The organism is Lysobacter changpingensis, assembly GCF_017308985.1.
In the GTDB taxonomy this organism is placed as follows: Bacteria; Pseudomonadota; Gammaproteobacteria; order Xanthomonadales; family Xanthomonadaceae; genus Lysobacter_J; species Lysobacter_J changpingensis.
The window spans coordinates 648,585-671,967 of record NZ_JADWPE010000003.1 but is presented as its reverse complement, the minus strand read 5'-3'; the positions used below and the strand labels follow the sequence as shown (position 1 = coordinate 671,967).

Below are 23,383 nucleotides of genomic sequence, written 5' to 3'. Positions count from 1 at the left end.
AATCATGACCGACGTCGTTCTCATCGACTGGGGCGGCGGCAACATCGGTTCGGTGCGTTATGCGCTGGAGCGCGTGGGCGCACGTGCGGTGTTGAGCGCCGACGCGGACACCATCGCCAACGCGCCGCGCGTCATCCTGCCGGGCGTCGGCGCCGCCGCGCCGGCAATGCGGCGCCTGCACGAACTCGGCCTGGTGGAGACGATCCGGTCGCTCGAAGCGCCGCTGCTCGGCATCTGCCTGGGCATGCAACTGCTGTACGAATCCTCGGAGGAAGGCGACGTGGAAGGGCTTGGCGTGCTGCGTGGACGCATTGGACGCATGCCGCCGCGCCCCGGCCTGCGCGTGCCGCACATGGGCTGGAACCGCTTGCGATGCGAGCGCGCCTCGCCGCTGCTCGATGGCATCGCGAACGGCGAATGGGCGTACTTCGTGCATGGCTTCGCCGCGCCGCCCAACGAGGACACGCTTGCGAGCAGCGAGTACGGCAGTGCATTCACCGCCGTCGCCGGACGTGGTCTCCGCTTCGGTGCGCAATTCCATCCGGAACGTTCGGCCGCGACCGGGCAGCGCCTGCTCGCGAACTTCCTCGCGATGGAGGCGGCATGAACGTGCCTTCGCCAGCGATGCGGGACATCGCCTTCGAACTGTATCCCGCCATCGACGTGCGCGACGGCCGAGTCGTGCGATTGCACCAGGGCGACTACGCGCGCGAGACGCGCTATGCGCCGTCGCCGATCGAGCTCGCATCGCAGTATGCGGCCGCCGGTGCGCGGTGGTTGCATCTGGTCGACCTGGACGCCGCGCGTGAAGGCGGTTACACGCTGCACCCGCTGGTGCGCGAGGTGGTCGCGCGAACCGGATTGCGCGTGCAGACCGGCGGTGGCGTGCGCAGCGAGGACGACGTCGCGATGATCCTCGATGCCGGCGCCGAACGCGTCGTGGTCGGATCGCTTGCGGTGCGCGAACCGGAACGCGTGCTGCGCTGGGTCGAACGCTTCGGAGCGGATCGCATCACGGTTGCGCTCGATGCGCGGCAGGACGCGTCCGGCGCGTGGCGCCTGCCGACCGCGGGCTGGACGCAGGACAGCGGCGTCGAACTCGATGCACTGGTGCAGCGCGTCGCGGACGGCGGTGTGCGCAACGTGCTGTGCACCGACATCGCGCGCGACGGCATGCTCGCGGGCCCGGGCATCGCGCTGTATCGGCATCTGTCCGCGCTGGCGCCAAACCTGCGCGTGCAGGCGTCCGGCGGCGTGCGCGGTGTCGACGACATCGAAGACGCGCGCAGCGCCGGCTGCGCGGGGGCGGTGCTGGGCAAGGCGCTGATCGAAGGACGCTTCGCGCTCGATGAAGCGCTGAAGAGGACACAGGCATGCTGAGCCGCCGGATCGTGCCGTGCCTGGATGTTCGCGATGGCCGCGTCGTGAAGGGCGTGCGCTTCCGCGATCACGTGGACATGGGCGATATCGTCGAGCTCGCATTGCGTTATCGCGATGAGGGCGCCGACGAACTCGTGTTCTACGACATCACCGCGAGCCCCGAAGGCCGCAGCGTGGACCGGCAGTGGGTGGAGCGCGTCGCACGCGTGATCGACATTCCGTTCTGCGTGGCGGGCGGCATCCGCACGGTCGAGGATGCGCGTGCGGTGCTGCACGCGGGTGCGGACAAGGTGTCGATCAACACGCCGGCGCTGGAACGGCCCGCGCTGATTGGCGAGATCGCCGACGTGTTCGGTGTGCAGTGCGTTGTGGTGGGCATCGACAGCCTGCGCGACGCGGACGGCGAATGGCGCGTGCGCCAGTACACCGGCGATCCCTCACGCACGCGCGCGTTGCCGAAGCGCACGCTCGACTGGGTCGTCGAAGCGCAGGAGCGTGGCGCGGGCGAGATCGTGCTCAACTGCATGGGCAGCGATGGCGTGCGGCAGGGCTACGACATCGAACAGTTGCGCGCCGTGCGCGAGCGCTGTGCGGTGCCGCTGGTGGCGTCCGGCGGCGCGGGGACGATCGCGCATTTCGCGCAGGCGTTCGCGCAGGCCGATGTCGATGCGGCGCTTGCGGCGAGCGTGTTCCACTCCGGGGCGGTGCGGATTCCCGAACTCAAACGGTACCTGCGCGGGCAGGGCATCGAGGTGCGCGATGTCGGTTGAACGTTCGTCCATCGCGATCGAAACGCTCGCATGGGACAAGCAGGGCGGCATGCTGCCCGCGATCGTGCAGGATGCGGACACCTTGCGCGTGCTGATGCTCGGCTACATGGATGCCACCGCGCTGCGCACCACGCTCGACAGCGGGCACGTCACGTTCTTCAGCCGCAGCCGCAACGCGCAATGGACGAAGGGCGAAACCTCCGGCCATTACCTCGATCTCGTTGCCATCGACGTGGATTGCGATCGCGACACGCTGCTGGTGACGGCGCGACCGCATGGGCCGACCTGCCACCTTGGACGCGAAAGCTGTTTCGCGCAGGCGCCGGGCGGGGCGCAGCCGTTCCTGCACGAACTCGACGTCCTCATAGCGCAGCGCGAACGCGAGCGCCCCGCCGACAGCTACACCACGCGGCTGTTCGACGGTGGCATCCGCCGGATCGCGCAGAAGGTGGGCGAGGAGGGTGTCGAGACCGCGCTGGCCGCGGTGGCGCAGGGCGACGAGGAACTGATGGACGAAGCGGGCGATCTGCTGTACCACCTGCTGGTACTGCTGCGCGCGCGCGGGCTCGGGCTGGCCGACGTCGAGGCGCTGCTGAAGGCGCGTCACGCCCGCTGAGGCAAGCCGCGCGACTTCCGGCGGACACGGGCGCGGACGATAATCCCGCGATCCCGGTGCCGAGTCCCGCCATGCCGCACGTTCTTCCCGTCGTCCTCATCGCCCTGTTGACTGTGTCGGGCCACGCGGCGGCGCAATCCAGCGTTGCCGGCATCGTGTTCGACGATGCGAATGCAAACGGCCGGCGCGATGCGCGCGAGCGCGGCATCGAGGGCGTGAAGGTCTCCAACGGCCGCGAGCTCGCGATCACCGACGCGCAGGGCGCTTACACGCTGCCGATGCGTGAAGGCAGCACCTTGTTCGTCGTCAAGCCGCCGCGACATGCCGTCGCCACCGGTGCGAACGGACTGCCGCTGTTCTGGCATCACCTGTTTCCGCTGGGCTCGCCGTCGCTGCGCCATGGCGGCATTCCCGCGACCACGCCGCAGGCGTCCTACGACTTCGCACTGCATCGTCTCCCGCGTCGGCCCGGCGAGTTGAAGATGCTGGTGTTCGGCGATCCGCAGGCCAAGAGCATGGTGGACGTGGGCTACTACGAACGCGACATCGTCGATCCGCTCGTCGGCCGACACGACGCGCAGCTCGGCATCAGCATGGGCGACATCGTCAACGACGATCTGTCGCTGTATCCGGCGATGAACCGCGTGACGGCGAAGCTCGGCGTGCCGTGGCTTCATGTGGCGGGCAATCATGATCTGGATTTCGACGCCACGCGCGACGAGGACGCGCTGCTCGGCTTCCGCAACGTGTTCGGACCGGATACGTACGCGTGGGAGGAGCCGCAGGCCAGCTTCATCGTGATGGACGACGTGGTGTACATGCCGGGGAAGAAGCCGTCCTACGTCGGCGGATTGCGCGAGGACCAGTTCGCGTTCCTGGAGGCGTACCTGGCGACGTTGCCGAAGGAGCGGCGCGTGGTGATCTCGGTGCACATCCCGCTCTTCGATCCGGTGCCGGGCGTCGAGACGTTCCGTCGTGCCGATCGCGAGCGGTTGTTCGCGCTGCTGGCCGATCGCCCGAACGTGTTGCTGCTCAGCGCGCACACGCACAACCAGCGGCACTATTTCCATGATGCTTCCACCGGATGGCACGGCGCAAAGCCGCTGCACGAATACAACGTCGGTGCGACCTGCGGCGCGTTCTGGTCGGGCGTGAAGGATGCGCAGGGCATTCCCGACACGATGATGAGCGACGGCACGCCGAACGGCCATGCGTGGGCAACGTTCCGGCCGGATGGTTCGTACTCGCTGCGCTACGTGGTCGCGCGTGGTGCGAAGGATGAGGCGATCGGCCTGCATGCGCCGAAGGTGCTGCGTCGCGGCGCGTATCCGGCGTTCGGCGTGTTCGCGAACGTGTACATGGGCGACGCCGAAACCCGCGTCGAGTACCGTATCGACGATGGTGCGTGGAAGCCGATGAAGCGCGTCGAGCAGCCGGACCCGAAGCTGCTTGCGGAGAACGTTGCCGACGATACGGCGGCGTCGCTGCGCGGCTACGACCGGTCGCCCGAAGCCGACCCGTCGACGCACCTGTGGCGTGGTGCGTTGCCGACGGATCTTGCGGTGGGCGAGCATCGCATCGAGGTGCGCGCGTTCGATCGCTGGCAGGGCGAGCAGCGTGCGCAGGGAAGCTATCGTCTGGACGATGCAGGGGAGTAGGCGCGATGAGTGTGCAACCGCCGACGGATCTGCCGATCAAGCTGTTCAGGACCGAAGCGGCGTGGGAGCAGTGGCTCGGCGCGCACGGCGATGACGCGGGCGTGTGGCTGAAGATCGCGAAGAAGGACACGGGCGCGACGTCGGTGAGCTATTCGCAGGCGCTGGACGTGGCGCTGTGCCATGGCTGGATCGACGGGCTCAAGCGCAGCTGCGATGCGCAGTACTTCCTGCAGCGCTTCACGCCGCGCAAGGCGAAGAGCCTGTGGTCGAAACTCAACGTGGCGCGGGTGGAGAGACTGGTCGCGGCCGGACGCATGCAGCCGGCCGGATTGCGCGAGGTCCACGCGGCGAAGGCGGATGGTCGCTGGGACGCCGCGTACCAGGCGGCGAGCGTCATGGACATCCCGCCGGAACTCGCCGCGGCACTGGCGAAGAACGCGAAGGCGCGCAAGGCCTTCGACGCGCTGGATCGCACCAACCGTTACGCGTTCTGCTGGCGCGTGCACACGGCGAAGAAGCCGGAAACGAAATCTGCGCGCGTGGAGAAGTTCGTCGGGATGCTGGAGCGCGGGGAGAAGATCCACGGGTGATCGCGCATGTCGCGATCACCGTCGTCGGGAGCATGCTCCCGTAGCGGCGAAAGGCGATCGTGGGCGGCGCTATCGGCCGATCGAAATGTCCGCGAACGTCTCGACTCGCGTGTGTCCGTGCGTACCTTCGCCGGTGCGCGGCGTTGCGTAATCCTCGAGCCGGTCGATCAGCACCGTCTGCAATCCTGCCTCGCGCGCGGCGTCGAGCTCTTCCACGACGTCGGACAGGAACAGGATCTCGCCGGCCGGGAGGCCGATGGATTCGACGATGTTGCGATAGCTCCGCGCCTCGCGCTTGCCGCCAACTTCGGTGTCGTACCAGCCGGAGAACAGCGTGGTCAGGTCGCCGGCATCGCTATGGCCGAAGAACAGCCGCTGCGCGGGCACGCTGCCGGAGGAGTACACGTACAGCGGCAGGCCGGCCGCATGCCATGCGCGCAGGGCCTTGGCCGCGTCGGGATAGATGTGCGCGGTGAAGTCGACGTTGCGGTAGCCGTCGGCCCAGATCATGCCCTGCAGCGCCTTGAGCGCGGTGTGCTTGCGGTCCTCGTCGATCCAGCCCTGCAGCACCTCCACGATCATCTCGTCCTGGCACATGCCGCCGTTTTCGGTCGCCACGGCGTCGAGCCACTTGCGCACCCCCGGCTCCCTGCCGCGCGCGGCGACGAAGCGGGGCAGGGCGCGTCGTGCGTACGGGAACAGCACATCCTTCACGAACGAGATGCTGCTGGTGGTGCCTTCGATGTCGGTGAGGATGGCTTTTACGGTCATGAAGTAAGTGGGAGCTGAGGTGTGATCGGAAGTCGGGAACGAGTGCGCAGGAACGACAAACGCGAGGAAGGGAGCGAAACGCGAGCGACGCTCGTTGCTCGTTCCCCCCCGCTCGTTTCTCGCCGTATCACCCCGCCTGGCCTTTCTCGAAGCGCGGGAAGCGCTGCGCGATGTCGGTGCCGGTGAAATGACCGACCCAGCCGTCCGGTTCGGTGAAGAAGCGGATGGCGATGAAGCTCGGTTCCGGGCCCATGTCGAACCAGTGCTTCGTGCTGTCGGGCACGGCGATCAGGTCGCCCTGCTCGCACTTCACCTCGTACACCTCGTCGTTGACGTGCAGGGTGAACAAGCCCGAGCCCGCGACGAAGAAGCGCACTTCGTCTTCCTTGTGGAAGTGCTCGTCGAGGAACTTGGTGCGCATCGCCTCGCGCTGCGGGTTGTCCGGCGCGATGCTCACCACGTCGACGGTCTTGAAGCCGCGCTCGCGGACGAGCCGGTCGATGTCGGCGCGATAGGCGTCCATGATCGTCTCGGGCGCATCGCCCGGCGCGACCGGCGCGGTCGCCTGCCACTGTTCGAAGGCCACGCCGATCTTCTCCAGTTCCTTCGCCATCTCGGCGTGGTCGGAGGTGGACAGGCGCGGGTTGGACGGGTCGTTCTCGGAAAAGATGCGCAGGCGGCTCATCGCTGCAGTCTCCTCAGTTCAAGCTCGCAGCCGAGCAGGAATTCGAATGCTTCAAGGTGGCGCCGGGCTTCCGGCATGTCCCGGCCCCAGGCGTAGAGGCCGTGGCCGTCGATCAGGTAGCCCCACATCTGCTGGCGGTCGAGCAGGCAATCGACCTGCGCGGCCAGCGTGTGCATGTCCTGGCTGTTGGGCAGCACGGGGAGCTCGACGCTGATCTCGTGGGTGGTGTTGCCGGTGAAGGCTTTCAAGAGCTCGTAGCCTTCCAGGTGGACGTGCCCCGGGCCGGCGTACAGGCGCGAGGCGACGGTCTGCACCTTCGAATGCGTGTGCAGGACGCAGCCGATGTCGGGGAAGCGCTTGTACAGCTGCGTGTGGAGCAGCGTTTCGGCGGAGGATTTCTGGGTGGTGGCGACCGGCCGGCCTTCGAGGTCGACCACCATGATGTCCGACTCGGTGAGCTTGCCCTTGTCGCGGCCGGAGACGGTGATCGCGATGTGCTGCTCGTCCATGCGGCGCGAGAAGTTGCTGCTGGTCGCCGGCGTCCAGCCCAGCGCCGACAGCTCGCGCACGTTCACGATGATTTCCCCGGCGCAATGCGCCAGGCGCTGGGAGTCGTAGGGAAGGGGGGCGTTCATGCCGGCAAGTGTAGCGGACCGGTGGTAAGGGACCGTTCCGGAAGGGGAAATCCGGCATCCCGTGGGCGGAAAGACGCGCCTTTCGTGCCGGCTCGCCCGTGCGTTCGGCGGTCGCCTGGAAACGACGAAGGCGCCACGTGGGCGCCTTCGTGCGTGGGCCGGAACGGGCGTCAGCCGCGCCGCAGGCGGCTGTGGCGGTAGCCGTAGAGGAAGTAGATCAGGAAGCCGGCGGCGGTCCACAGGATCATCAGGAACCAGTTGTGGGCCGTCATCGTCGAGAGCAGGGCGAGGCAGCTGAGGATGCCGGCGCCGCAGATCAGCCATGCCGCCGGGATGCGGAACGGCCGCGGCAGGTCGGGCTGCGTGCGGCGCAGGATCAGCACGCCGCCGCAGACCGCGGCGAAGGCGATCAGCGTGCCCATCGAGGTCAGTTCGCCCAGCACGTCCAGTGGGAACAGCGCCGCCAGCAATGCGATGCCGATGCCGGTGATCACCGTGTTGATGTGCGGCGTGCGGTACTCGGGATGGATCTTGGTGAACACCGGCGGCAGCAGGCCGTCGCGCGCGATGATCATGAAGATGCGCGGCTGGCCGATGATCATCACCAGCACCACCGACGACAGGCCGATCAGCGCGCCGATCTCCACCACCACGCGCAACCAGCCCAGCTCGGGATGCGCGGCAACGGCGGTCACGACCGGCTCGTCCGTGCCCAGCAGGTTGAAGGGGACAAGACCGGTCATCACCGCGGCCATCGCGATGTACAGCACGGTGCAGATGGCGAGCGAGGCGAGCATGCCGATGGGCAGGTCGCGCTGCGGCTTGTGCGATTCCTGCGCGGCGACGGAGACGGCCTCGAAACCGATGTAGGCGAAGAACACCATCGACGCGCCGCGCAGCACGCCTTCCCAGCCGTACTTGCCGGGACCTTCGTTGGCGGGAATGAAGGGGTGCCAGTAGTCCGGATTCACGTACTTCCAACCGACGAAGATCACCAGCAGGATCAGGCCCGTCTTGAGCACGACCATCGCCATGTTCATGGCCGACGACTTGCGGATGCCAACGTAGCACAGCCACGTCAGCAGCAGCACGATCGCCGCCGCGGGAATGTTGGCGATCGCGCCGGTGGGGCGCAGCTGGCCATCGAGCGGGGCGCTGACGAGTTCCCTTGGCAGGGTGATGTCGAAGTGTTGCAGGAGGCTGAGGAAATAGCCGGTCCAGCTCACCGCCACCGCCGACGCCGATACGCCGTATTCGAGTACCAGCATCCAGCCGATGAACCACGCGGCCAGTTCGCCGAGCGTCGCGTAGGTGTAGGTGTAGGCGCTGCCGGACACCGGCACCATCGCCGCGAATTCGGCGTAGGCCAGGGCGCAGAAGGTGCAGCAGATCGCCGCGAGGACGAACGACAGCATGATCGCCGGGCCGGCGTGGTTCGCCGCGGCCTGGCCGGTGATGACGAAGATGCCGCCGCCGATGACCGCGCCGATGCCCAGCGCGGTCAGGCCCCAGGGCCCGAGCGTGCGGTGCAGGCTCAGTCCTTCGGCGTCGGTGTGGCTGGCGTGGGGATGCTTGGTCGCCCAGAGTTGTTGAAGCATCGTGATTCCCGAAAGCCGGCGCATGCGATGGCCGGCGAAGTGGAGCCGAAAGGAACGAGGCCGGCGGGAATGCCGCCGGCCTCGTGATCGTCAGGGGATCAGCGCGCCGCCTGGCGCACCTTGCTGTTGCGATAGCCGTAGAGGAAGTAGATCAGCAGGCCGATCGCGGTCCAGCCGGTCATCAGGTGCCAATGCTCGGAGAACGGCTGCCAGAACAGGTACAGGCACGCCGCCATGCCCAGCGGGCACACGATCCACACGGCCGGGACGCGGAACGGACGCGCGAGGTCCGGACGCTTGTAGCGCAGCACCAGCACGCCGACGCACACGGTCGCGAAGGCGAGCAGCGTGCCCATCGACACCAGGTCGCCCAGCAGGTTGATCGGCAGCAGGCCGGCGAGCAGGCAGGCGCACACGCCGACGATGATCGTGCCGACGTACGGGGTCTGGTGCTTCGGGTGGACCTTGGCGAACAGCTTCGGCAGCAGGCCGTCCTTCGCCATCGAGTAGAAGATGCGTGGCTGGCCCATCAGCATGACCAGGATCACCGAGCTCAGGCCCGCGATGGCGCCGATCTCGACGATCTTCTTCAGCCACAGCAGCGACGGGTAGGCTTCCAGCGCGGTGGCGACCGGCTTGGGGGTGGAGAGCTCGTAGTAGGGCAGCAGGCCCGTCAGCACCAGCGCGACGATGATGTAGATGACCGTGCAGATGACCAGCGAGCCGAGGATGCCGATCGGCATGTCGCGCTGCGGGTTCTTCGCTTCGCCCGCTGCCGTGGATACGGCGTCGAAGCCGATGTAGGCGAAGAACACGGTCGCCGCGCCACGGATGATGCCCTGCGTTCCGTAATGGCCGATGCCGTTGGCGTCGGTCACGCGGTCGGGAACGAACGGCGTCCAGTGGTCGGGATTGACGTACTGCGCGGCGAAGGCCACGAACATCACGATCACGATCACCTTGATGGCGACGATGACCGAGTTGACGATCGCCGACTGCGTGATGCCGACGTAGCACAGGCCGCTGAGCGCGGCGACGATGACCACCGCCGGCAGGTTGACCAGCCCGCCGGTGTAGACGACGGAACCATTGATGACGTTGAGCGGCGCGGCGGCGAGCGAAGCCGGCAAGGCCATGCCGAGGTCGCCGAGGAAGCTGTTGAGGTAGCCCGACCAGCCCACCGCGACGGTGGAGGCGGCGAACATGTATTCCAGCACCAGGTTCCAGCCGATGAACCAGGCGACGAATTCGCCGAGCGTGGCATACGAATAGGAATAGGCGCTGCCCGACACCGGCAGCATCGCCGCGAATTCGGCGTAGCACAGGCCCGCGAGCGCGCAGGCGAAACCGGCGATGACGAAGCTCAACACGATGGCCGGGCCGGCGTGTTCCGCAGCGGCGTGGCCGGAAAGTACGAAGATGCCCGCGCCGATGACGGCGCCGATGCCCAGCATCACCAGCTGTGTGGCGGTGAGGGACCGCTTGAGGGTGGCCTCACCCTGGAGGCTGCCTTCTACGGGCTCACCGGCGTCGACGTGCCCTGCGGGTTCGACCGGCTTGGTGAGGAACAGGTTTTTGAACATCGAAGTCCCCTGGGGATGTGAGATCTGCGCCCGTTCAGGCGGGCGATGAAACGTATGGCCGTGGGGGGCGGGCCACCATAACCCACGCGGGAAAGCAGCGGCAAGCGCGCAAGGTCACGGTCGAAACCACGTGTGCGAGCCCTCGCGCCACGGTGTCGCGAGGGCTCGCGTTGGATCAGAACGCCATGTTCAACGCGACCTGCGGCGCGAAAATCGCGGCGGCGTTGCGGCCATCCAGCGACACCTGCGCGCCGGCGATCAGGCCGATGTTGTCGGTGAAGTTGTATTCGACCGCGGGGGCGAGGGACAGGCGCCAGGACGACGGCAGTTCGCGATCCCAGTCGGCCCGACGGCCGTCCGTACCGGTCCACGTGCCGCGCACGTGCGCGCCGCGATCCTGTTCGTAGATGAGGTCCGTCGCCAGCACCCATTGCGGATTGAAGCTGTACTCCAGCGCGATCGACGCCTGCGATGCGGCGTGGAGTTCGGCGCGTCCGCGGAACGAGTCGGGCGTGCCGTACGCGCTGTCGTCGTCGATCGACGCGTGCGCGCCGGGCAGGCGCCAGGCGACGTTGAAACGGCCGCGCAGGTTGCGGCCCTCGAGGAAGTACGCCTGCCCGGAGAGCGACAGCTGCGTCGTCGACGCACCGCTGCCGGTGGCTTCGGCGAGGTTGTGGCGCGACAGCACATCGGCCTGCCCGCTCGGCAGGGTCTGCCTGAGCGTTCCGAACAGCGTGGAGTTGTGCTTCTCGCCGCTCGCCAGCACGTACGCCGCGGACACGTTGGTGTCGCCGAGTTCCCACGTGCGATCGCCGGACAGCGTCGAGGCATAGCCCGCCGAGAACGTGGCGCCGACGCCGAGGCGGTCGGTGAGGCCGTAGCTCATCGGCACGACCACGGCCCAGCTGTCGGGGACGCCATCGACGTCGTGGCGATTGCCGCGGTCGTCGTACACGCCGCGGACCTGGGTGTCGATCAGGTAGGGCTCGATGTTGAACATACCTTTCGGCAGCGGCGGGCCGCCCGTGGCGAGCGAACCGGTGAAGCGGATGTCCGGCTCGGCGGACACGCCGGTATCGGCATGCGCGAGGGAGACGGCGAACAGGCCCAGTGCGAGGCCGGCGAAGGCCGGGGCCACGCGCGCGGACAGGGCGCGGGCGTGGAAGGAGCGGGATGCTGGCATGAGGACCTTCTTGCGTTGAGGACACCCAGACGGTGCCGCTTCGTGTCGCTCACTGGCATCGGACGATTCCGAAATTCATCACCCGATGATTGCGCGGATATGCAAGCAGGAGTTGGCAGCTCCCTCGAGGTCGGCCAGGAAGCCGAAGTACACTGTCGCGCCCGACCCGCAGGCCCGTTCCTTGGATTCTTCAGCCTCGCCTTCGCAGACCGCTTCGCTGCACGACGCGCTGGTCCGTTATGCGCAACGCTGGCCGGAAGAAGCACACCTCGCGCGTGAGTTCGCCGCGTTCCTGGACGAGGCGTCGACGGTGTTCGAACGCATCCATCTGGCGGGGCATTTCACCGCGTCGTCGTGGCTGGTCGACCGCGGCGGCACGCGCGTGCTGCTCACGCACCATCGCAAGCTCGAACGCTGGTTGCAGTTGGGCGGCCACGCCGATGGCGACCGCGATCTCGCGCGCGTCGCGCTACGTGAGGCGGAAGAGGAGTCGGGCCTGACCGGCCTGCGCGTGGAGCCGGAGATCTTCGACCTGGACCGCCACTGGATTCCCGAACGCGGCGACGTGCCCGGTCACTGGCATTGGGACGTGCGCTACGTGGTGCATGCCGAAGGCGGCGAGGCGTACGTCGTCAGCGAGGAGTCGCACGATCTGGCGTGGCGCGGGATCGAGGAAATCGCGAACGACCCGACAAGCGATGAATCGATGCGGCGGATGGCGGGAAAGTGGAAGACGCGGTCGTAACCGCTCCGACTGGATGAGAGCCGCGCCTGTGTAGCCCGGGTAAGCGAAGCGCACCCGGGTTCGCAACGTTCGCGATCGGGTCGGCTCCTTGTGGGCGCGGGGCTCAGCGGTTGCGCTGAGCGGTGCCTTCAGTCGAAACGACTCAATACAGAACGCGCGTCCGCAGCGTCCCCGGAATCCGCGCCAGTGCCTCGCGCACCTGCGCGGCCTGTTCCTGCGTCGCGGTGACGTCGATGACGACGTAGCCCACTTTCGGATGCGTGCGCAGGAACTGGCCGTCGATGTTCACGCCCAGGCGCGAGAACACGTCGTTCACCTGCGACAGCACGCCCGGCACGTTGCGGTGGATGTGCAGCAGGCGCGTGCTGCCGGTGTGCTCGGGCAGCGTCACTTCGGGGAAGTTCACCGCCGACAGCGTCGAGCCGTTGTCGCTGTAGCGGATCAGCTTGGCCGCCACTTCCAGCCCGATGTTTTCCTGCGCTTCCAGCGTGCTGCCGCCGATGTGCGGGGTGAGGATCACGTTGTCCAGGCCGATCAGCGGCGAGACGAACGGATCGGCATTGCCCTGCGGCTCGACCGGGAACACGTCGATCGCCGCGCCACCGACCGCGCCGGAGGCCAGTGCGCCGGCGAGCGCGTCGATGTCCACCACCGTTCCGCGCGAGGCGTTGATCAGGTGCGCGCCCGGCTTCATCTTCGCCACCTGTGCCGCGCCGAACATGCCCTGCGTCGCCGGCGTCTCCGGCACGTGCAGGGTGACGATGTCGCTGCGTTCGAGCAGGTCGTCCAGCCCCATCGCCATGCGCGCGTTGCCGAGCGCAAGCTTGGTTTCGATGTCGTGGAAGATCACCTGCATGCCCAGCGCTTCGGCGATCACGCCGACCTGCGTGCCGATGTGGCCGTAGCCGACGATGCCCAGCGTCTTGCCGCGCACTTCGTGACTGCCGGCGGCGGACTTCGACCAGCCGCCGCGATGGCACTGCGCGCTCTTCTGCGGGATGCCGCGCATCAGCATGATCGCCTCGGCGACGACGAGTTCGGCGACGCTGCGCGTGTTGGAGTAGGGCGCGTTGAACACCGGGATGCCCGCCAGCTCGGCTTCGTCCAGGTCGATCTGGTTGGTGCCGATGCAGAACGCGCCGATCGCCATCAGCCGCCGCGCGTGCGAGAGCACTTCGGCGGTCAGCTGCGTGCGCGAGCGGATGCCGACGATGTGCGCCTGCGCGATTTCCTGCTGCAGCAGGTCGGCCGGCAGCGATTTGTCGTAGAGCTGGATGTTCGAATAGCCGGCGTTGCGGAAGCTTTCCACGGCGGTGGGCGCGACGCCTTCCAGCAGCAGGACGCGGATGTCGGACTTCGGAAACGAGGTCGTCGGGCTCACGACGGTGACGGGCTGGGGAGGGAAACCGACTATGTCAGAAATCCGGCCCGGTTGCTGCGGTGCATCACTGGACGCCGGCGCGGGGCCGGTGGCAGGCTGGCCGTCCCGTCCGGCCGTGTTGTCCGCCCGCCTGCCATGACCGATCCGAGCCCGTTCGAACCCCGCCTGCAACGCCTGCTCGCACGGGCGCCGGGCCTTCGCCTGACCACCGATCCGGCCGACGCCGAGCACTACGGTCGCGACTGGACCCGCCGCTGGACGCCCGCGCCGCTGGCCATCGCGTTGCCGTCGTCGGTGGACGAGGTCGCCGAAGTCGTGCGCTGGGCCGTCGGGGAAGGCGTGGCGGTGGTGCCTTCCGGCGGTCGCACCGGGCTGTCGGGCGGCGCGGTCGCGGCGAACGGCGAACTGGTGCTGAGCCTGGAACGCATGAACCGCGTGCTCGACTTCGACATGATCGACCGCACGCTCACCGTCCAGGCGGGCATCGCACTGGAGGCCGTGCACAACGCGGCGCGCGAACACGGCCTGGTCTACCCGGTCGATTTCGCCGCACGCGGTTCGTGTTCGATCGGCGGCAACATCGCGACCAACGCTGGCGGCATCCGCGTGATCCGGTACGGCAACACGCGCGAATGGATCGCCGGGCTGAAGGTCGTCACCGGGACGGGCGAGGTGCTGGAGCTCAATCGCGCGCTGATCAAGAACTCCAGCGGCTACGACCTGCGCCAGCTGATGATCGGCTCGGAAGGCACGCTCGCCATCGTGGTCGAGGCGACGCTGCGCCTGACCGATCCGCCGCCGCCGACCAACGTCATGCTGCTGGCGCTGCCGTCGTTCGAATCGCTGATGCAGGTGTTCGCCGCGTTCCGCGAACGCCTCACGCTGGAGGCCTTCGAGTTCTTCACCGACCGCGCGCTGCATCACGTGCTCGCGCATGGCGCGCAGAAGCCGTTCGACGAGGTCCATCCGTTCTACGTCGTCACCGAGTTCGCGGCGGGCGACGACGCGGAAGCCGCCGCCGCGATGGCCGCCTTCGAACACTGCCTGGACAACGGGCTGGTCAGCGATGGCGTGATCAGCCAGAGCGACGCGCAGGCCGCGCAGCTGTGGCGCCTGCGCGAGGGCATCACCGAGAGCCTGGCGAAGTACAAGCCGTACAAGAACGACGTGTCGGTGCGGATCTCGGCGATGCCGGCGTTCCTCGCCGAGACGCAGGCGCTGCTGGCGCGCGAGTACCCGAAGTTCGACGTGGTCTGGTTCGGCCATATCGGCGACGGCAACCTGCACATCAACGTGCTCAAGCCGGACGATGCGGAGTACACGGCGTTCGTCGGCCAGTGCGAGCACGTCACGCAGCTGCTGTCGGATGCGCTTGCGCGCCACGGCGGGAGCATCTCGGCCGAGCACGGCATCGGGCTGGTCAAGAAGCCCTACCTGGCGGGCACCCGCTCGGCGGCGGAGATCGAGCTGATGCGCGGGATCAAGCGGGTGCTCGATCCGGCGGGGGTGTTGAATCCGGGGAAGGTGTTCGACCCGTGACCGCGCCCCGCGCGCAACCGGGCGGCAGATGAACATGCCTGCGATACGCGGCCCCGCGCACCGATTTTCCGCCCGCAACCCGGTACCCTTCACGCGCCGGCCGCGCCCTGCGGCCTTCCATCGAACCGGGAAATCCTGATGAAGCGTTCCACCCTGCTGCTCACCCTTGCCCTGATGGCCGCCACGCCGGCCGCCTTCGCCTCCAGCTTCGCCGGCACCAGCGCCGGTACGTCCGCCGGCGGCAGCTCGGCGTCCAGCGACGCCAGCTCCGATTCGAGCTCGGGCGGCGACGACAAGGTGGTGCTGGCGGCGCGCGACGACGCGGCGGGCTTCGTCGCCACCGACGGCGCGATCCGCGGCGCGCAGCTGGAAGCGGCGCTGCGCCACCTGCGCGACCACGTGCCGCAGGCGCGCGACGCGAGCGACCTGGAACTCGCGCAGGCCATCCTCGCGAAGTGAGCAGGTTCGCCGGCCGTCGCGGAGCGATCCGCGGCGGCCTTCTTTCGACGGGATGGGCGTCGGCGGTACTGGTATCGACGCTCTGGGCCGGTGGCGCACAGGCGGCGCTGCGGCTCGACACCACCGGGCTGACCCCGGACGAAACCGCCGCCACGCAGCGCCTCCTCGACGAGGCGCGGTCGCGCCTTCCCGGCGCCCTGCGCGCGGCGTCGGGCCCCGACATCATCGTCCGCTGGACATCGGCGCTCGATGCCCGGGTGCACGGCCGCGCCAGGCGGTCGGAGCTGCTGCTCAACCGCACGCTGCTGCCGCCGCTGCTCCAGCCACACGACGAACCGGCCAGGCGCGACGCGCTCGCGACGGTGCTGCACGAACTGGCGCATTTCCACGATCGCGCGCACGGCATCTCGCGCGATCCGCGTTTCCTCGATCTCGCCGGCTGGCAGGTCCGCGCGACGCGGCTGACCACGCGCGTGGCCGGACGGGTGCACGAAAACCGCTTCGTGGACCGCACGCCGGATGCCTACGAACTGCACGCGCCGTCCGAATACTTCGCAGTGAACCTGGAGCATTACGCGCTCGATCCGCAGTACGCCTGCCGACGTCCGGCGATGGCGCGCTACCTGCGCGAACGCGTCGGCGCTTCGACGGCCGCACCGGACGCCTGCGCGGACGACCTGGTCTACGTGGACGCGGGCGAACGCCAGGGCGGCGCGCTGGCGACGCTGGATCCCGCGCGCGTCTACGCCATCGACTACCTGCTCGCCGAAGGCAATGCGCAGCCGATGAGCCGCTGGGGCCACAGCATGCTGCGCCTGGTGGTGTGCGCGCCCGGCCGCGCGCCGGGGCCGGATTGCCGGCTCGATCTGGCGCACCATCGCGTGCTCTCGTTCCGCGCGTTCGTCGACGACGTGCAGATTTCCACCTGGCGCGGGCTCAGCGGTCGCTATCCCTCGCGGTTGTTCGTGCTGCCGATGGAGCAGGTGATCGACGAATACACCCGGGTCGAACTGCGCGGCCTCCGCTCGGTGCCGCTGCGGCTTTCGCGCGACGAGATCGCGACGGTGCTCGAACGCACGGCGCAGCTGCACTGGAGTTACGACGGTCGCTATTACTTCCTCGGCAACAACTGCGCCGCGGAAACCTGGAAGCTGCTGCACGACGGCGTGCCCAGGCTCGCCGGGCAGGGCATCGGCAGCATCACGCCTACCGGCTTGTTGCGACGGTTGGAGAATGCCGGCGTGGCGGACGCGTCGGTGCTGGAGGATCGTGCGGAAGCGCTGCGGCTGGGCTATCGCTTCCAATCGCAAGGCGCGTATTTCGGGCAGGTTTATGCGACCGCCAAGGCGTCGTTGTCGCTGCCGTACCGCTCCGTCGAACAATGGATGGATCTTTCGCCCGGACAACGCCGGCCGTGGATCGAACGCGCCGATCTGCGCGCGAGCGCCGCGCTGCTGCTGCTCGAACAGGCGGCGCAGCGGCGCGCGCTGGCGCAGGTGCGCGAGACGCTCAAGCGGCGGTATCTCGCATCGAACCGCGACGAGGGCGATGCACCGGACGCCGTGCGTCGCCTGCTGGAGGAAAGCGTGTACCTCGGCCGGCCTTCGCGCCTGCTGGACGATGCCGGTTACGGCGTGCCACAGGCGGACGAACGCGCGGCGCTGGAAGATCGCAGCGCATCGCTGGTATCGGAACTGAAGACGGTGCGTGCGGAACTGGAACGGGGCGCGCGCGAGTGGATGGGCGCGGATCAGCGCGATCGTCTCGACGCGATCGCCGACAACGCGGAGCGGCTTGGCTCGCGCCTGCGCGCGCTGCATGCGGAGCAGGGCGGACTGCGGTTGCCCTGAAGGGCAGGGGCACGAGGAAACAGGAACCAGGAACAGAAAAAACAGGAACGAAAAACGAGTGAGGCGACGCCTAGTCACTCGTTACTCGTTCCTCAGCACTCGTTGATCAGAGCGCCGCGCACATCCTCGATGAGCCGCTTGCGGCTGCTGCGCGCGTATTCGGCCGGCGAGAACGGCATCGACAGGGTTTCGTAACGCGCGATGAGATCGCGCACGCGCGCCTTCTCGTCGCCGGCGTAATCGCGCCGCGTGCCGTTCGCGGTGAGGCGGGTGAGGCGCGCCTGCGCGGCTTCCTTCGCGACGATGTGCGCTTCGTCCTGCGGATCGGCGACGCACAGGCCGTAGGTGCCTTCGAGGAAATGGCGCCAGATCGATGCGAACTCCGCATCGAAGGACGCTTCGTCGAAGTGGCCTGCGCCGTCGACGAAGCCGGGGATGGGGCCGTCGATCGCATGCGATTCGCGCAGCGCTTGCAGGTATGCCCCACGAAACCGGGCCCGCAACGCATCCGAAGCCGCGTTGGCATCGCCGTCGTGCGCCGCCAGCGCGTCGCGCGCGCGTGCGACCCAATGCGTACTGCGCCGGTTGAACCAGCGACCTGCGGGCGCGCCCGGCGATTCGATCTCGCCGAATACGAACGAGCGCATGCGCCCGGCCTCATCGATCACATACGCCGGGCGGGGCGCCAGGCCTCGTTCGATCAGCGCCGACAGTTCGTCGGCGCCGATGCCGCACGCCGCGGCGAACGCATCGGCGTCGAGGAAGCGTTCGCGCAGGTAGCGCTCCACGCCCATCAGTCGGCGCGGCCGGCGAACTCGCCCGTGGTCGTGTTCACCAGCACGCGTTCGCCGTTGCCGATGTACTCGGGGACCATGATCTCGATGCCGGTCGACAGCTTCGCCGGCTTCGGTCGCTTGGTGGCGGTGCCGCCCTTGAGTTCCGGCGGCGTCTCGACGACTTCGATCGCCACGCTCTGAGGCAGCTGCAGCGCGACCGGCGCGTCGTCGATGATCTGCACGTAGCAGCCGGTGAGGTCGGCCACGATGTAGCCGGCCAGGTCGCCCACGACGTCGGCATCGAGCGTGTACGGCGTGTAGTCCTCGTCGTCGAGGAACACGAACGCGTCGCCGTCCTTGTACGAGAACGTCGCCTGGCGGCGGCTGAGCTCGACTTCCTTCAGTTCGTCCTCCGCGCCCATGCTCACGTCGAGCTTGGTGCCGCCCGGCACGCTGTACATGGTGAAACGGAACTTGACGTTGCCGCCGCGACCCTGCGGCGAGCTGCGTTCGATGTCGCGGATCTGGTAGACCGCGTTGTTGTACTCGACAACGTTACCTTTCTTTACGTCGTAGGCTTTCATGGCTTTTTTCGGGAATGGGGAATCGGGAACAGGGAATGGGTAAAGCGGGCTGCATCGAATGGGGAGGCGCTTTCGCTTTCACGATTCACCATTCCCCACTGCCGATTCCCGGCTTACTTCGGCGCCAGCCGCGTCGCGCCGTCCAGGCGGATCGTCTCGCCGTTGAGGTAGGTGTTGCCGAGGATGTAGGCGACCAGGTCGGCGAATTCCTTCGGCTGGCCCAGGCGCGAGGGGAAGGGGATCGAGGCGGCGAGCGACTGCTGCACGGAGTCGGGCATGCCGTCGACCATCGGCGTCCAGAACACGCCCGGCGCGATGGTCATGACGCGGATGCCGAAGCGCGCCAGTTCGCGCGCCATCGGCAGGGTCATGCCGACCACGCCGCCCTTCGACGCCGAGTACGCGGCCTGGCCGATCTGGCCCTCGTATGCGGCGACGGATGCCGTGTTGACGATGACGCCACGCTCGCCGTCGGTGCCGGCTTCGTTGTGCTGCATCAGTTCGGCGGCGGCCTTGGCGACGTTGAAGCTGCCGACCAGGTTCACCATCACCGTGGACTGGAACTGCGACAGCGGCATCGCGCCTTCCTTGCCCAGCACGCGGCCGGCGCCGAGGATGCCGGCGCAGTTCATGACGACGTTGAGGCCGCCGAGGAACTCGCGGGCGGCCTTCACGTTCGCGACGACGCCGGCTTCGCTGGTGACGTCGGTCTTGAAGTAGCGCGCGTTGGCTTCGCCCAGTTCGGCGACGGCGGCAGCGCCCTTCTCGTCGTTCACGTCGAACAGGGCCACCTTGCCTCCGCTGGCGACGAGGTGCTGGGCGACGGCGAGGCCGAGGCCGGAAACACCGCCGGTGACGATGGCGCGGACGGAATCGAGTTGCATGGGCGTGGGTCCTGGGACGCGGAAAGGCGGGATTTTAGCGTTTGAATACCCGTCCCCGCAGCGCGCTTCCTCCCCTGCGGATGCGGGGAGGGTCGGGGAGGGGAAGTGGCCGGCCAATTGCGCCCGATCGGAGCGCAGCGATCGCCCAGCGCGCACGCCGCCATCGGAAACGCAGCGGGTCCCCGGGTGCGCTTCGCGTACCCGGGCTGCAGAAACTCAGGCCACCCCCACCGTCGGATACCGCTCCCGCACTTCCTCCGGCGTCAGCCCCGGCGCGAACAGGAACCCCTGTCCGACCTCGACGCCCAGGTCCAGCAGGAAGTCGCGGTGGTGTCCGGCCTCCACGCCCTCGGCGACCAGCGCCAGCCCAAGGCTCCGCGCGATGCCGGCGACGGCCTGGCAGACCGCCACGTCGGACTGGTTGTCCGGCACGCCCTGCACGAACAGCTGGCTGAGCTTGAGCCCGTGGATCGGCAAGCGGCGCAGATAGTTCAGCGCGCTGTAGCCCTCGCCGAAATCGTCGATCGTCAGGATCACGCCCAGCTGGCGAAGCGCCGCGAACGTGCGCAGCGTGTCCGGCGCGTCCTCGATCAGCACGCGCTCGGTGAACTCCAGTTCCAGCGCATGGCCGGGCAGGCCGTATTCGGCGAGCACCGCGCCCACGGTGCTGGCGAGGTCCTCGCCGAGGAACTGCCGGTACGAGACGTTCACCGCGACGCGCGGGATCTTCAGCCCCGCGTCCTGCCATTCGCGCATCTGCCGGCAGGCCTCGTTGAGCACCCAGTCGCCGATGCCGACGATGTCGCCGGTGGTCTCGGCGTGGTCGATGAACCGGTCGGGGCGGATCTCGCCCAGCGAATGGTTGCGCCAGCGGATCAGCGCCTCCACCGCGACCACTTCACCGCTGCGCATCTCCACCTGCGGCTGGTAGACGAGATGGAATTCCTCGTTGTTCACCGCGCGGCGCAGGTGGGTTTCCAGTTGCAGGCGATGCAGCTGCTGCTCGGCCAGTTCCGGGGTGAAGGTCTGCCAGCCGTTGCGACCGCGACGCTTGCTGTCGTACATCGCCACGTCGGCGCTCTGGATCAGCTGCTGCGAACGCACGCCGTCCAGCGGCGCCTGCGCGATGCCGATGCTCGCGGTGATGCTGAATTCCTCGCCGTCCAGGCGGAAGCTGTCGCCGAAGATTTCCAGGATCGCATCCGCCAGCCGTTCCGGGCGCGAGGGATCGCTGCCGGTGTCGCACAGGATCAGGAACTCGTCGCCGCCGAAACGCGCGATCAGGCCTTCGTTGCCGATCGCGCGCTGGATGCGACGCGCGGCCGATGCGAGCAGGCGATCGCCCGCCGCGTGCCCGAGCACGTCGTTGACGACCTTGAAGCGATCCAGATCGACATACAGCACCGCCAGCTGCGAGCGCAGCGGATCGTCGAGCCTGCTTTCCAGTTCGGCCAGCACCGCGTCGCGATTGAGCAGTCCGGTGAGCGGATCGCTGCGCGCCTGCACGCGCAGGGTTTCCTCGTCGTGCTTGCGTTCGGTGATGTCCTGCAGCGTGCCGGTCAGGCGCGAGTTGAGCGGATCGCCGGCTTCGGCCTCGCCGATCACCCGCACCCAGAACGAACGTCCGTCGGCGCGATGGCCCTGGACTTCCAGGTCGAGGTTGCGGCCGAAGGAGATCGCCTGGCCGAGCGCCGCGCGCAGGCGGTCGCGGTCGTCGCCACGCAGGCACGCGAGCATGCCTTCGATGGTTTCGGGCGCGGGCCGGTGGCCGAGGATGCGCTGCGCTTCCTCGGTGAGGTACAGCCGGTCCGGCGCGACGTCCCATTCCCAGCCGCCGATGTGCGCCATGCTCTGCGCGCGGTCGAACAGCGTGCTGTCGCGCTTGAGCGTGGTGACGTCGGAGAACATCGACAGCACCTGCTGCGGCTTGTCGCCGCCCGGCGGGAACTGCGGCACGGCCGTCACCGACAGCCACATCAGCTGCTGGCGCGTGCGGTGGTACAGGCCGAGCAGGGTGCTCTCGATGATGCGGCCGGTCTGCAACGCGCGCGTGGACGGATAGCGTTCGCGTGGCAGTTCGCGCCCGCGTTCGTCCACGACCAGCCACTGGTCGGTGCGCAGCGCGTCGTTCACCAGTTCGTCCTCGCCGACGCCGAGGATCTTCATCGCCGCGACGTTGGCGTAGGTGATCTGCAGGTCCGCGTCCTGCACGAGGATGCCGCGGTCCACCGCTTCCATCAGCTCGCGGTAGCGTAGTTCGGCGGTGTGGCGGCTGCTGAGGTCGCGCGCGACGGCGACCATCGCCTTGCGGCCGTCGAACGTGAGCCCGGCGGTGTGCACCTCCACCGGGAAGCGCGTGCCGTCGCCGCGCATGTTGGTGACTTCCACCACGTAGGTGCCGCCGCGGTTGAGCGTCTCCCACACCGGGACCATGTGGTCCTGCGGCAGGTCGGGATTGAGCGTCTCGATCGGCTTGCCGACGATTTCCTCGCGCGGACGGCGATAGGCGTCCATGCCGGCCTTGTTGAGATCGAGCACCGTGCCGTCCCACGCGATGATGCTGACCGGATCGGGCACGGCATCGAACAGCGTGCGATAGCGGGCGCGTTCGGCCTCGCATTCGGCCAGCGCTCGCGACAGCGACTCATGCGCCTGCAGCAGCAGTTCGCGCGTCTGCGCGGGAAGCGTGCGATCGCGCGCGGCTTCCTCCAGCGCCGCCAGCGTGGTCTTCGCATCCGCCGGTTGGGGCGGGGCGGTGTCCTGCGCGGGCGTGCGTCGCGTCATTTGGGCGGGCCGTCAGGTGCTTGCGATCGCCTTGCCCACCTTGCTGCCGGTCTCGCGCCCCAGGAGCTGCGCGAGCCAGCGGCCGGTGTCGGCCAGCTTCGGAAGATCGATGCCGGTCTCGATGCCGAGGCCGTGCAGCATGTACACCACGTCCTCGGTCGCCACGTTGCCGCTGGCGCCCTTCGCGTACGGGCAACCGCCCGTCCCGGACACCGCGGCGTCGACGACGGCGACGCCTTCCTCCAGGCACGCCAGAACGTTCGCCAGCGCCTGTCCGTAGGTGTCGTGGAAATGCACGGCCAGCGCGTTGATGGGCACTTCGGACGCGACCGCCAGCAGCATCGCGCGCGCCTTGCCGGGCGTGCCGACGCCGATGGTGTCGCCGAGCGAGATCTCGTAGCAGCCCATTTCGTGGAGCGCACGCGCCACGCGCACCACATCGCTCAGTGGCACCTCGCCCTGGTACGGGCAGCCGAGCACGGTCGATACGTAACCGCGCACGGCGACGCCGTCGGCGCGCGCGCGTTCCATCACCGGCGCGAAGCGCTGCAGCGATTCGTCGATGGACGCGTTGATGTTCTTACGGTTGAACGCTTCGGACGCCGCGGTGAACACCGCGATCTCCTCCACGCCCACGGCGCGGGCGCGTTCGTAACCCTGTTCGTTCGGCACCAGCACGGGATAGCGCACGCCAGGCTTGCGGTGGATGCCGGTGAACACCTCCGCCGCATCGGCCAGCTGCGGCACCCACTTCGGGCTGACGAAGCTGGTCGCCTCGATGCTGCGAAGGCCGGTGTCGGACAGGCGATCGATCAGCGCGATCTTGTCGGCCGTGGCGATCGTCGCCTTCTCGTTCTGCAGCCCGTCGCGCGGGCCGACTTCGACGATGCGGACGGTCGACTTCATCGCGGA

22 protein-coding genes are annotated in these 23,383 nt (G+C 68.3%); 10 read left to right on the top strand and 12 right to left on the bottom strand.

Annotated elements, in window-relative coordinates:
* The first annotated feature begins 4 nt into the window (after positions 1-4).
* The 6 genes from hisH to I4U41_RS09930 all read left to right on the top strand — a co-directional run bounded on the left by hisH (position 5) and on the right by I4U41_RS09930 (position 5,014).
* The gene (gene hisH / locus I4U41_RS09955) at positions 5-607 is read left to right on the top strand and encodes an imidazole glycerol phosphate synthase subunit HisH (RefSeq protein WP_206860983.1); all 603 of its coding nucleotides are present in this window, start codon (positions 5-7) and stop codon (positions 605-607) included.
* A gap of 26 nt (positions 608-633) precedes the next feature.
* A complete protein-coding gene (gene hisA / locus I4U41_RS09950) occupies positions 634-1,380 on the top strand; it encodes a 1-(5-phosphoribosyl)-5-[(5-phosphoribosylamino)methylideneamino]imidazole-4-carboxamide isomerase (protein ID WP_206861608.1) in 747 nt (248 codons plus the stop codon).
* Positions 1,374-2,150 (top strand): imidazole glycerol phosphate synthase subunit HisF, encoded by a 777-nt coding sequence (gene hisF, locus I4U41_RS09945; RefSeq protein ID WP_206860982.1) that lies wholly within the window; start codon positions 1,374-1,376, stop codon positions 2,148-2,150. Before hisA ends, hisF begins: the two co-directional genes overlap by 7 nt.
* The gene (hisIE, locus tag I4U41_RS09940) at positions 2,140-2,766 is read left to right on the top strand and encodes a bifunctional phosphoribosyl-AMP cyclohydrolase/phosphoribosyl-ATP diphosphatase HisIE (RefSeq protein ID WP_206860981.1); all 627 of its coding nucleotides are present in this window, start codon (positions 2,140-2,142) and stop codon (positions 2,764-2,766) included. Before hisF ends, hisIE begins: the two co-directional genes overlap by 11 nt.
* A 71-nt stretch (positions 2,767-2,837) precedes the next feature.
* Positions 2,838-4,424, top strand: a complete 1,587-nt coding sequence (locus I4U41_RS09935) for a calcineurin-like phosphoesterase C-terminal domain-containing protein (protein WP_206860980.1) — start codon at positions 2,838-2,840, stop codon at positions 4,422-4,424.
* A gap of 5 nt (positions 4,425-4,429) precedes the next feature.
* Complete coding sequence (locus tag I4U41_RS09930; RefSeq protein WP_206860979.1) at positions 4,430-5,014, top strand: YdeI/OmpD-associated family protein; 585 nt, start codon at positions 4,430-4,432, stop codon at positions 5,012-5,014.
* 69 nt (positions 5,015-5,083) lie between these two features.
* On the opposite strand, the gene mtnC is transcribed toward I4U41_RS09930, so the two are convergent.
* The 6 genes from mtnC to I4U41_RS09900 form a co-directional block, all read right to left on the bottom strand.
* On the bottom strand, positions 5,084-5,785 hold the full coding sequence (gene mtnC, locus I4U41_RS09925; protein WP_206860978.1) for an acireductone synthase: 702 nt from the start codon (positions 5,783-5,785) through the stop codon (positions 5,084-5,086).
* Between the two features lie 127 nt (positions 5,786-5,912).
* A complete protein-coding gene (locus tag I4U41_RS09920) occupies positions 5,913-6,470 on the bottom strand; it encodes a 1,2-dihydroxy-3-keto-5-methylthiopentene dioxygenase (RefSeq protein ID WP_206860977.1) in 558 nt (185 codons plus the stop codon).
* Entirely contained in the window at positions 6,467-7,105 is a 639-nt protein-coding gene (locus I4U41_RS09915; protein ID WP_206860976.1) for a methylthioribulose 1-phosphate dehydratase, read from the bottom strand. The genes I4U41_RS09920 and I4U41_RS09915 overlap by 4 nt, the downstream gene beginning before the upstream one ends.
* 170 nt (positions 7,106-7,275) lie before the next feature.
* Positions 7,276-8,703, bottom strand: coding sequence for an amino acid permease (locus I4U41_RS09910; protein WP_206860975.1), 1,428 nt, complete (start codon positions 8,701-8,703; stop codon positions 7,276-7,278).
* A 98-nt stretch (positions 8,704-8,801) separates the two neighbouring features.
* A complete protein-coding gene (locus I4U41_RS09905) occupies positions 8,802-10,286 on the bottom strand; it encodes an amino acid permease (protein WP_206860974.1) in 1,485 nt (494 codons plus the stop codon).
* 175 nt (positions 10,287-10,461) lie between these two features.
* The gene (locus I4U41_RS09900) at positions 10,462-11,469 is read right to left on the bottom strand and encodes a hypothetical protein (protein WP_206860973.1); all 1,008 of its coding nucleotides are present in this window, start codon (positions 11,467-11,469) and stop codon (positions 10,462-10,464) included.
* 181 nt (positions 11,470-11,650) lie between these two features.
* Here I4U41_RS09900 and I4U41_RS09895 point away from each other — a divergent pair, with 181 nt between their 5' ends.
* A complete protein-coding gene (locus tag I4U41_RS09895) occupies positions 11,651-12,214 on the top strand; it encodes an NUDIX hydrolase (RefSeq protein ID WP_425492535.1) in 564 nt (187 codons plus the stop codon).
* Positions 12,215-12,356: 142 nt separating this feature from the next.
* Here I4U41_RS09895 and serA read toward each other — a convergent pair whose 3' ends face one another.
* A complete protein-coding gene (gene serA, locus I4U41_RS09890) occupies positions 12,357-13,595 on the bottom strand; it encodes a phosphoglycerate dehydrogenase (RefSeq protein ID WP_206860971.1) in 1,239 nt (412 codons plus the stop codon).
* Between the two features lie 135 nt (positions 13,596-13,730).
* Here serA and I4U41_RS09885 point away from each other — a divergent pair, with 135 nt between their 5' ends.
* The 3 genes from I4U41_RS09885 (at position 13,731) to I4U41_RS09875 (ending at position 17,443) form a co-directional block, all read left to right on the top strand.
* The gene (locus tag I4U41_RS09885) at positions 13,731-15,134 is read left to right on the top strand and encodes an FAD-binding oxidoreductase (protein ID WP_206860970.1); all 1,404 of its coding nucleotides are present in this window, start codon (positions 13,731-13,733) and stop codon (positions 15,132-15,134) included.
* Between the two features lie 138 nt (positions 15,135-15,272).
* Entirely contained in the window at positions 15,273-15,593 is a 321-nt protein-coding gene (locus I4U41_RS09880) for a DUF2388 domain-containing protein (RefSeq protein WP_206860969.1), read from the top strand.
* Positions 15,590-17,443 (top strand): DUF7844 domain-containing protein, encoded by a 1,854-nt coding sequence (locus I4U41_RS09875; protein ID WP_320415165.1) that lies wholly within the window; start codon positions 15,590-15,592, stop codon positions 17,441-17,443. Before I4U41_RS09880 ends, I4U41_RS09875 begins: the two co-directional genes overlap by 4 nt.
* Positions 17,444-17,535: 92 nt before the next feature.
* On the opposite strand, the gene I4U41_RS09870 is transcribed toward I4U41_RS09875, so the two are convergent.
* The 5 genes from I4U41_RS09870 to I4U41_RS09850 all read right to left on the bottom strand — a co-directional run bounded on the left by I4U41_RS09870 (position 17,536) and on the right by I4U41_RS09850 (position 23,377).
* Positions 17,536-18,237 carry a DUF6058 family natural product biosynthesis protein gene (locus I4U41_RS09870; protein WP_206860968.1) on the bottom strand — a complete coding sequence of 234 codons (702 nt, stop codon included), beginning with the start codon at positions 18,235-18,237 and terminating at the stop codon, positions 17,536-17,538.
* Positions 18,237-18,803: an elongation factor P-like protein YeiP gene (yeiP, locus tag I4U41_RS09865; RefSeq protein WP_158987810.1), complete on the bottom strand. Its 567-nt coding sequence runs from the start codon at positions 18,801-18,803 to the stop codon at positions 18,237-18,239. Before yeiP ends, I4U41_RS09870 begins: the two co-directional genes overlap by 1 nt.
* 113 nt (positions 18,804-18,916) lie before the next feature.
* On the bottom strand, positions 18,917-19,687 hold the full coding sequence (locus I4U41_RS09860) for an SDR family NAD(P)-dependent oxidoreductase (protein WP_206860967.1): 771 nt from the start codon (positions 19,685-19,687) through the stop codon (positions 18,917-18,919).
* 216 nt (positions 19,688-19,903) lie between these two features.
* Positions 19,904-22,471, bottom strand: a complete 2,568-nt coding sequence (locus I4U41_RS09855) for a sensor domain-containing protein (RefSeq protein WP_206860966.1) — start codon at positions 22,469-22,471, stop codon at positions 19,904-19,906.
* Between the two features lie 12 nt (positions 22,472-22,483).
* A complete protein-coding gene (locus I4U41_RS09850; RefSeq protein WP_206860965.1) occupies positions 22,484-23,377 on the bottom strand; it encodes a hydroxymethylglutaryl-CoA lyase in 894 nt (297 codons plus the stop codon).
* Between the last annotated feature and the right edge of the window lie 6 nt (positions 23,378-23,383).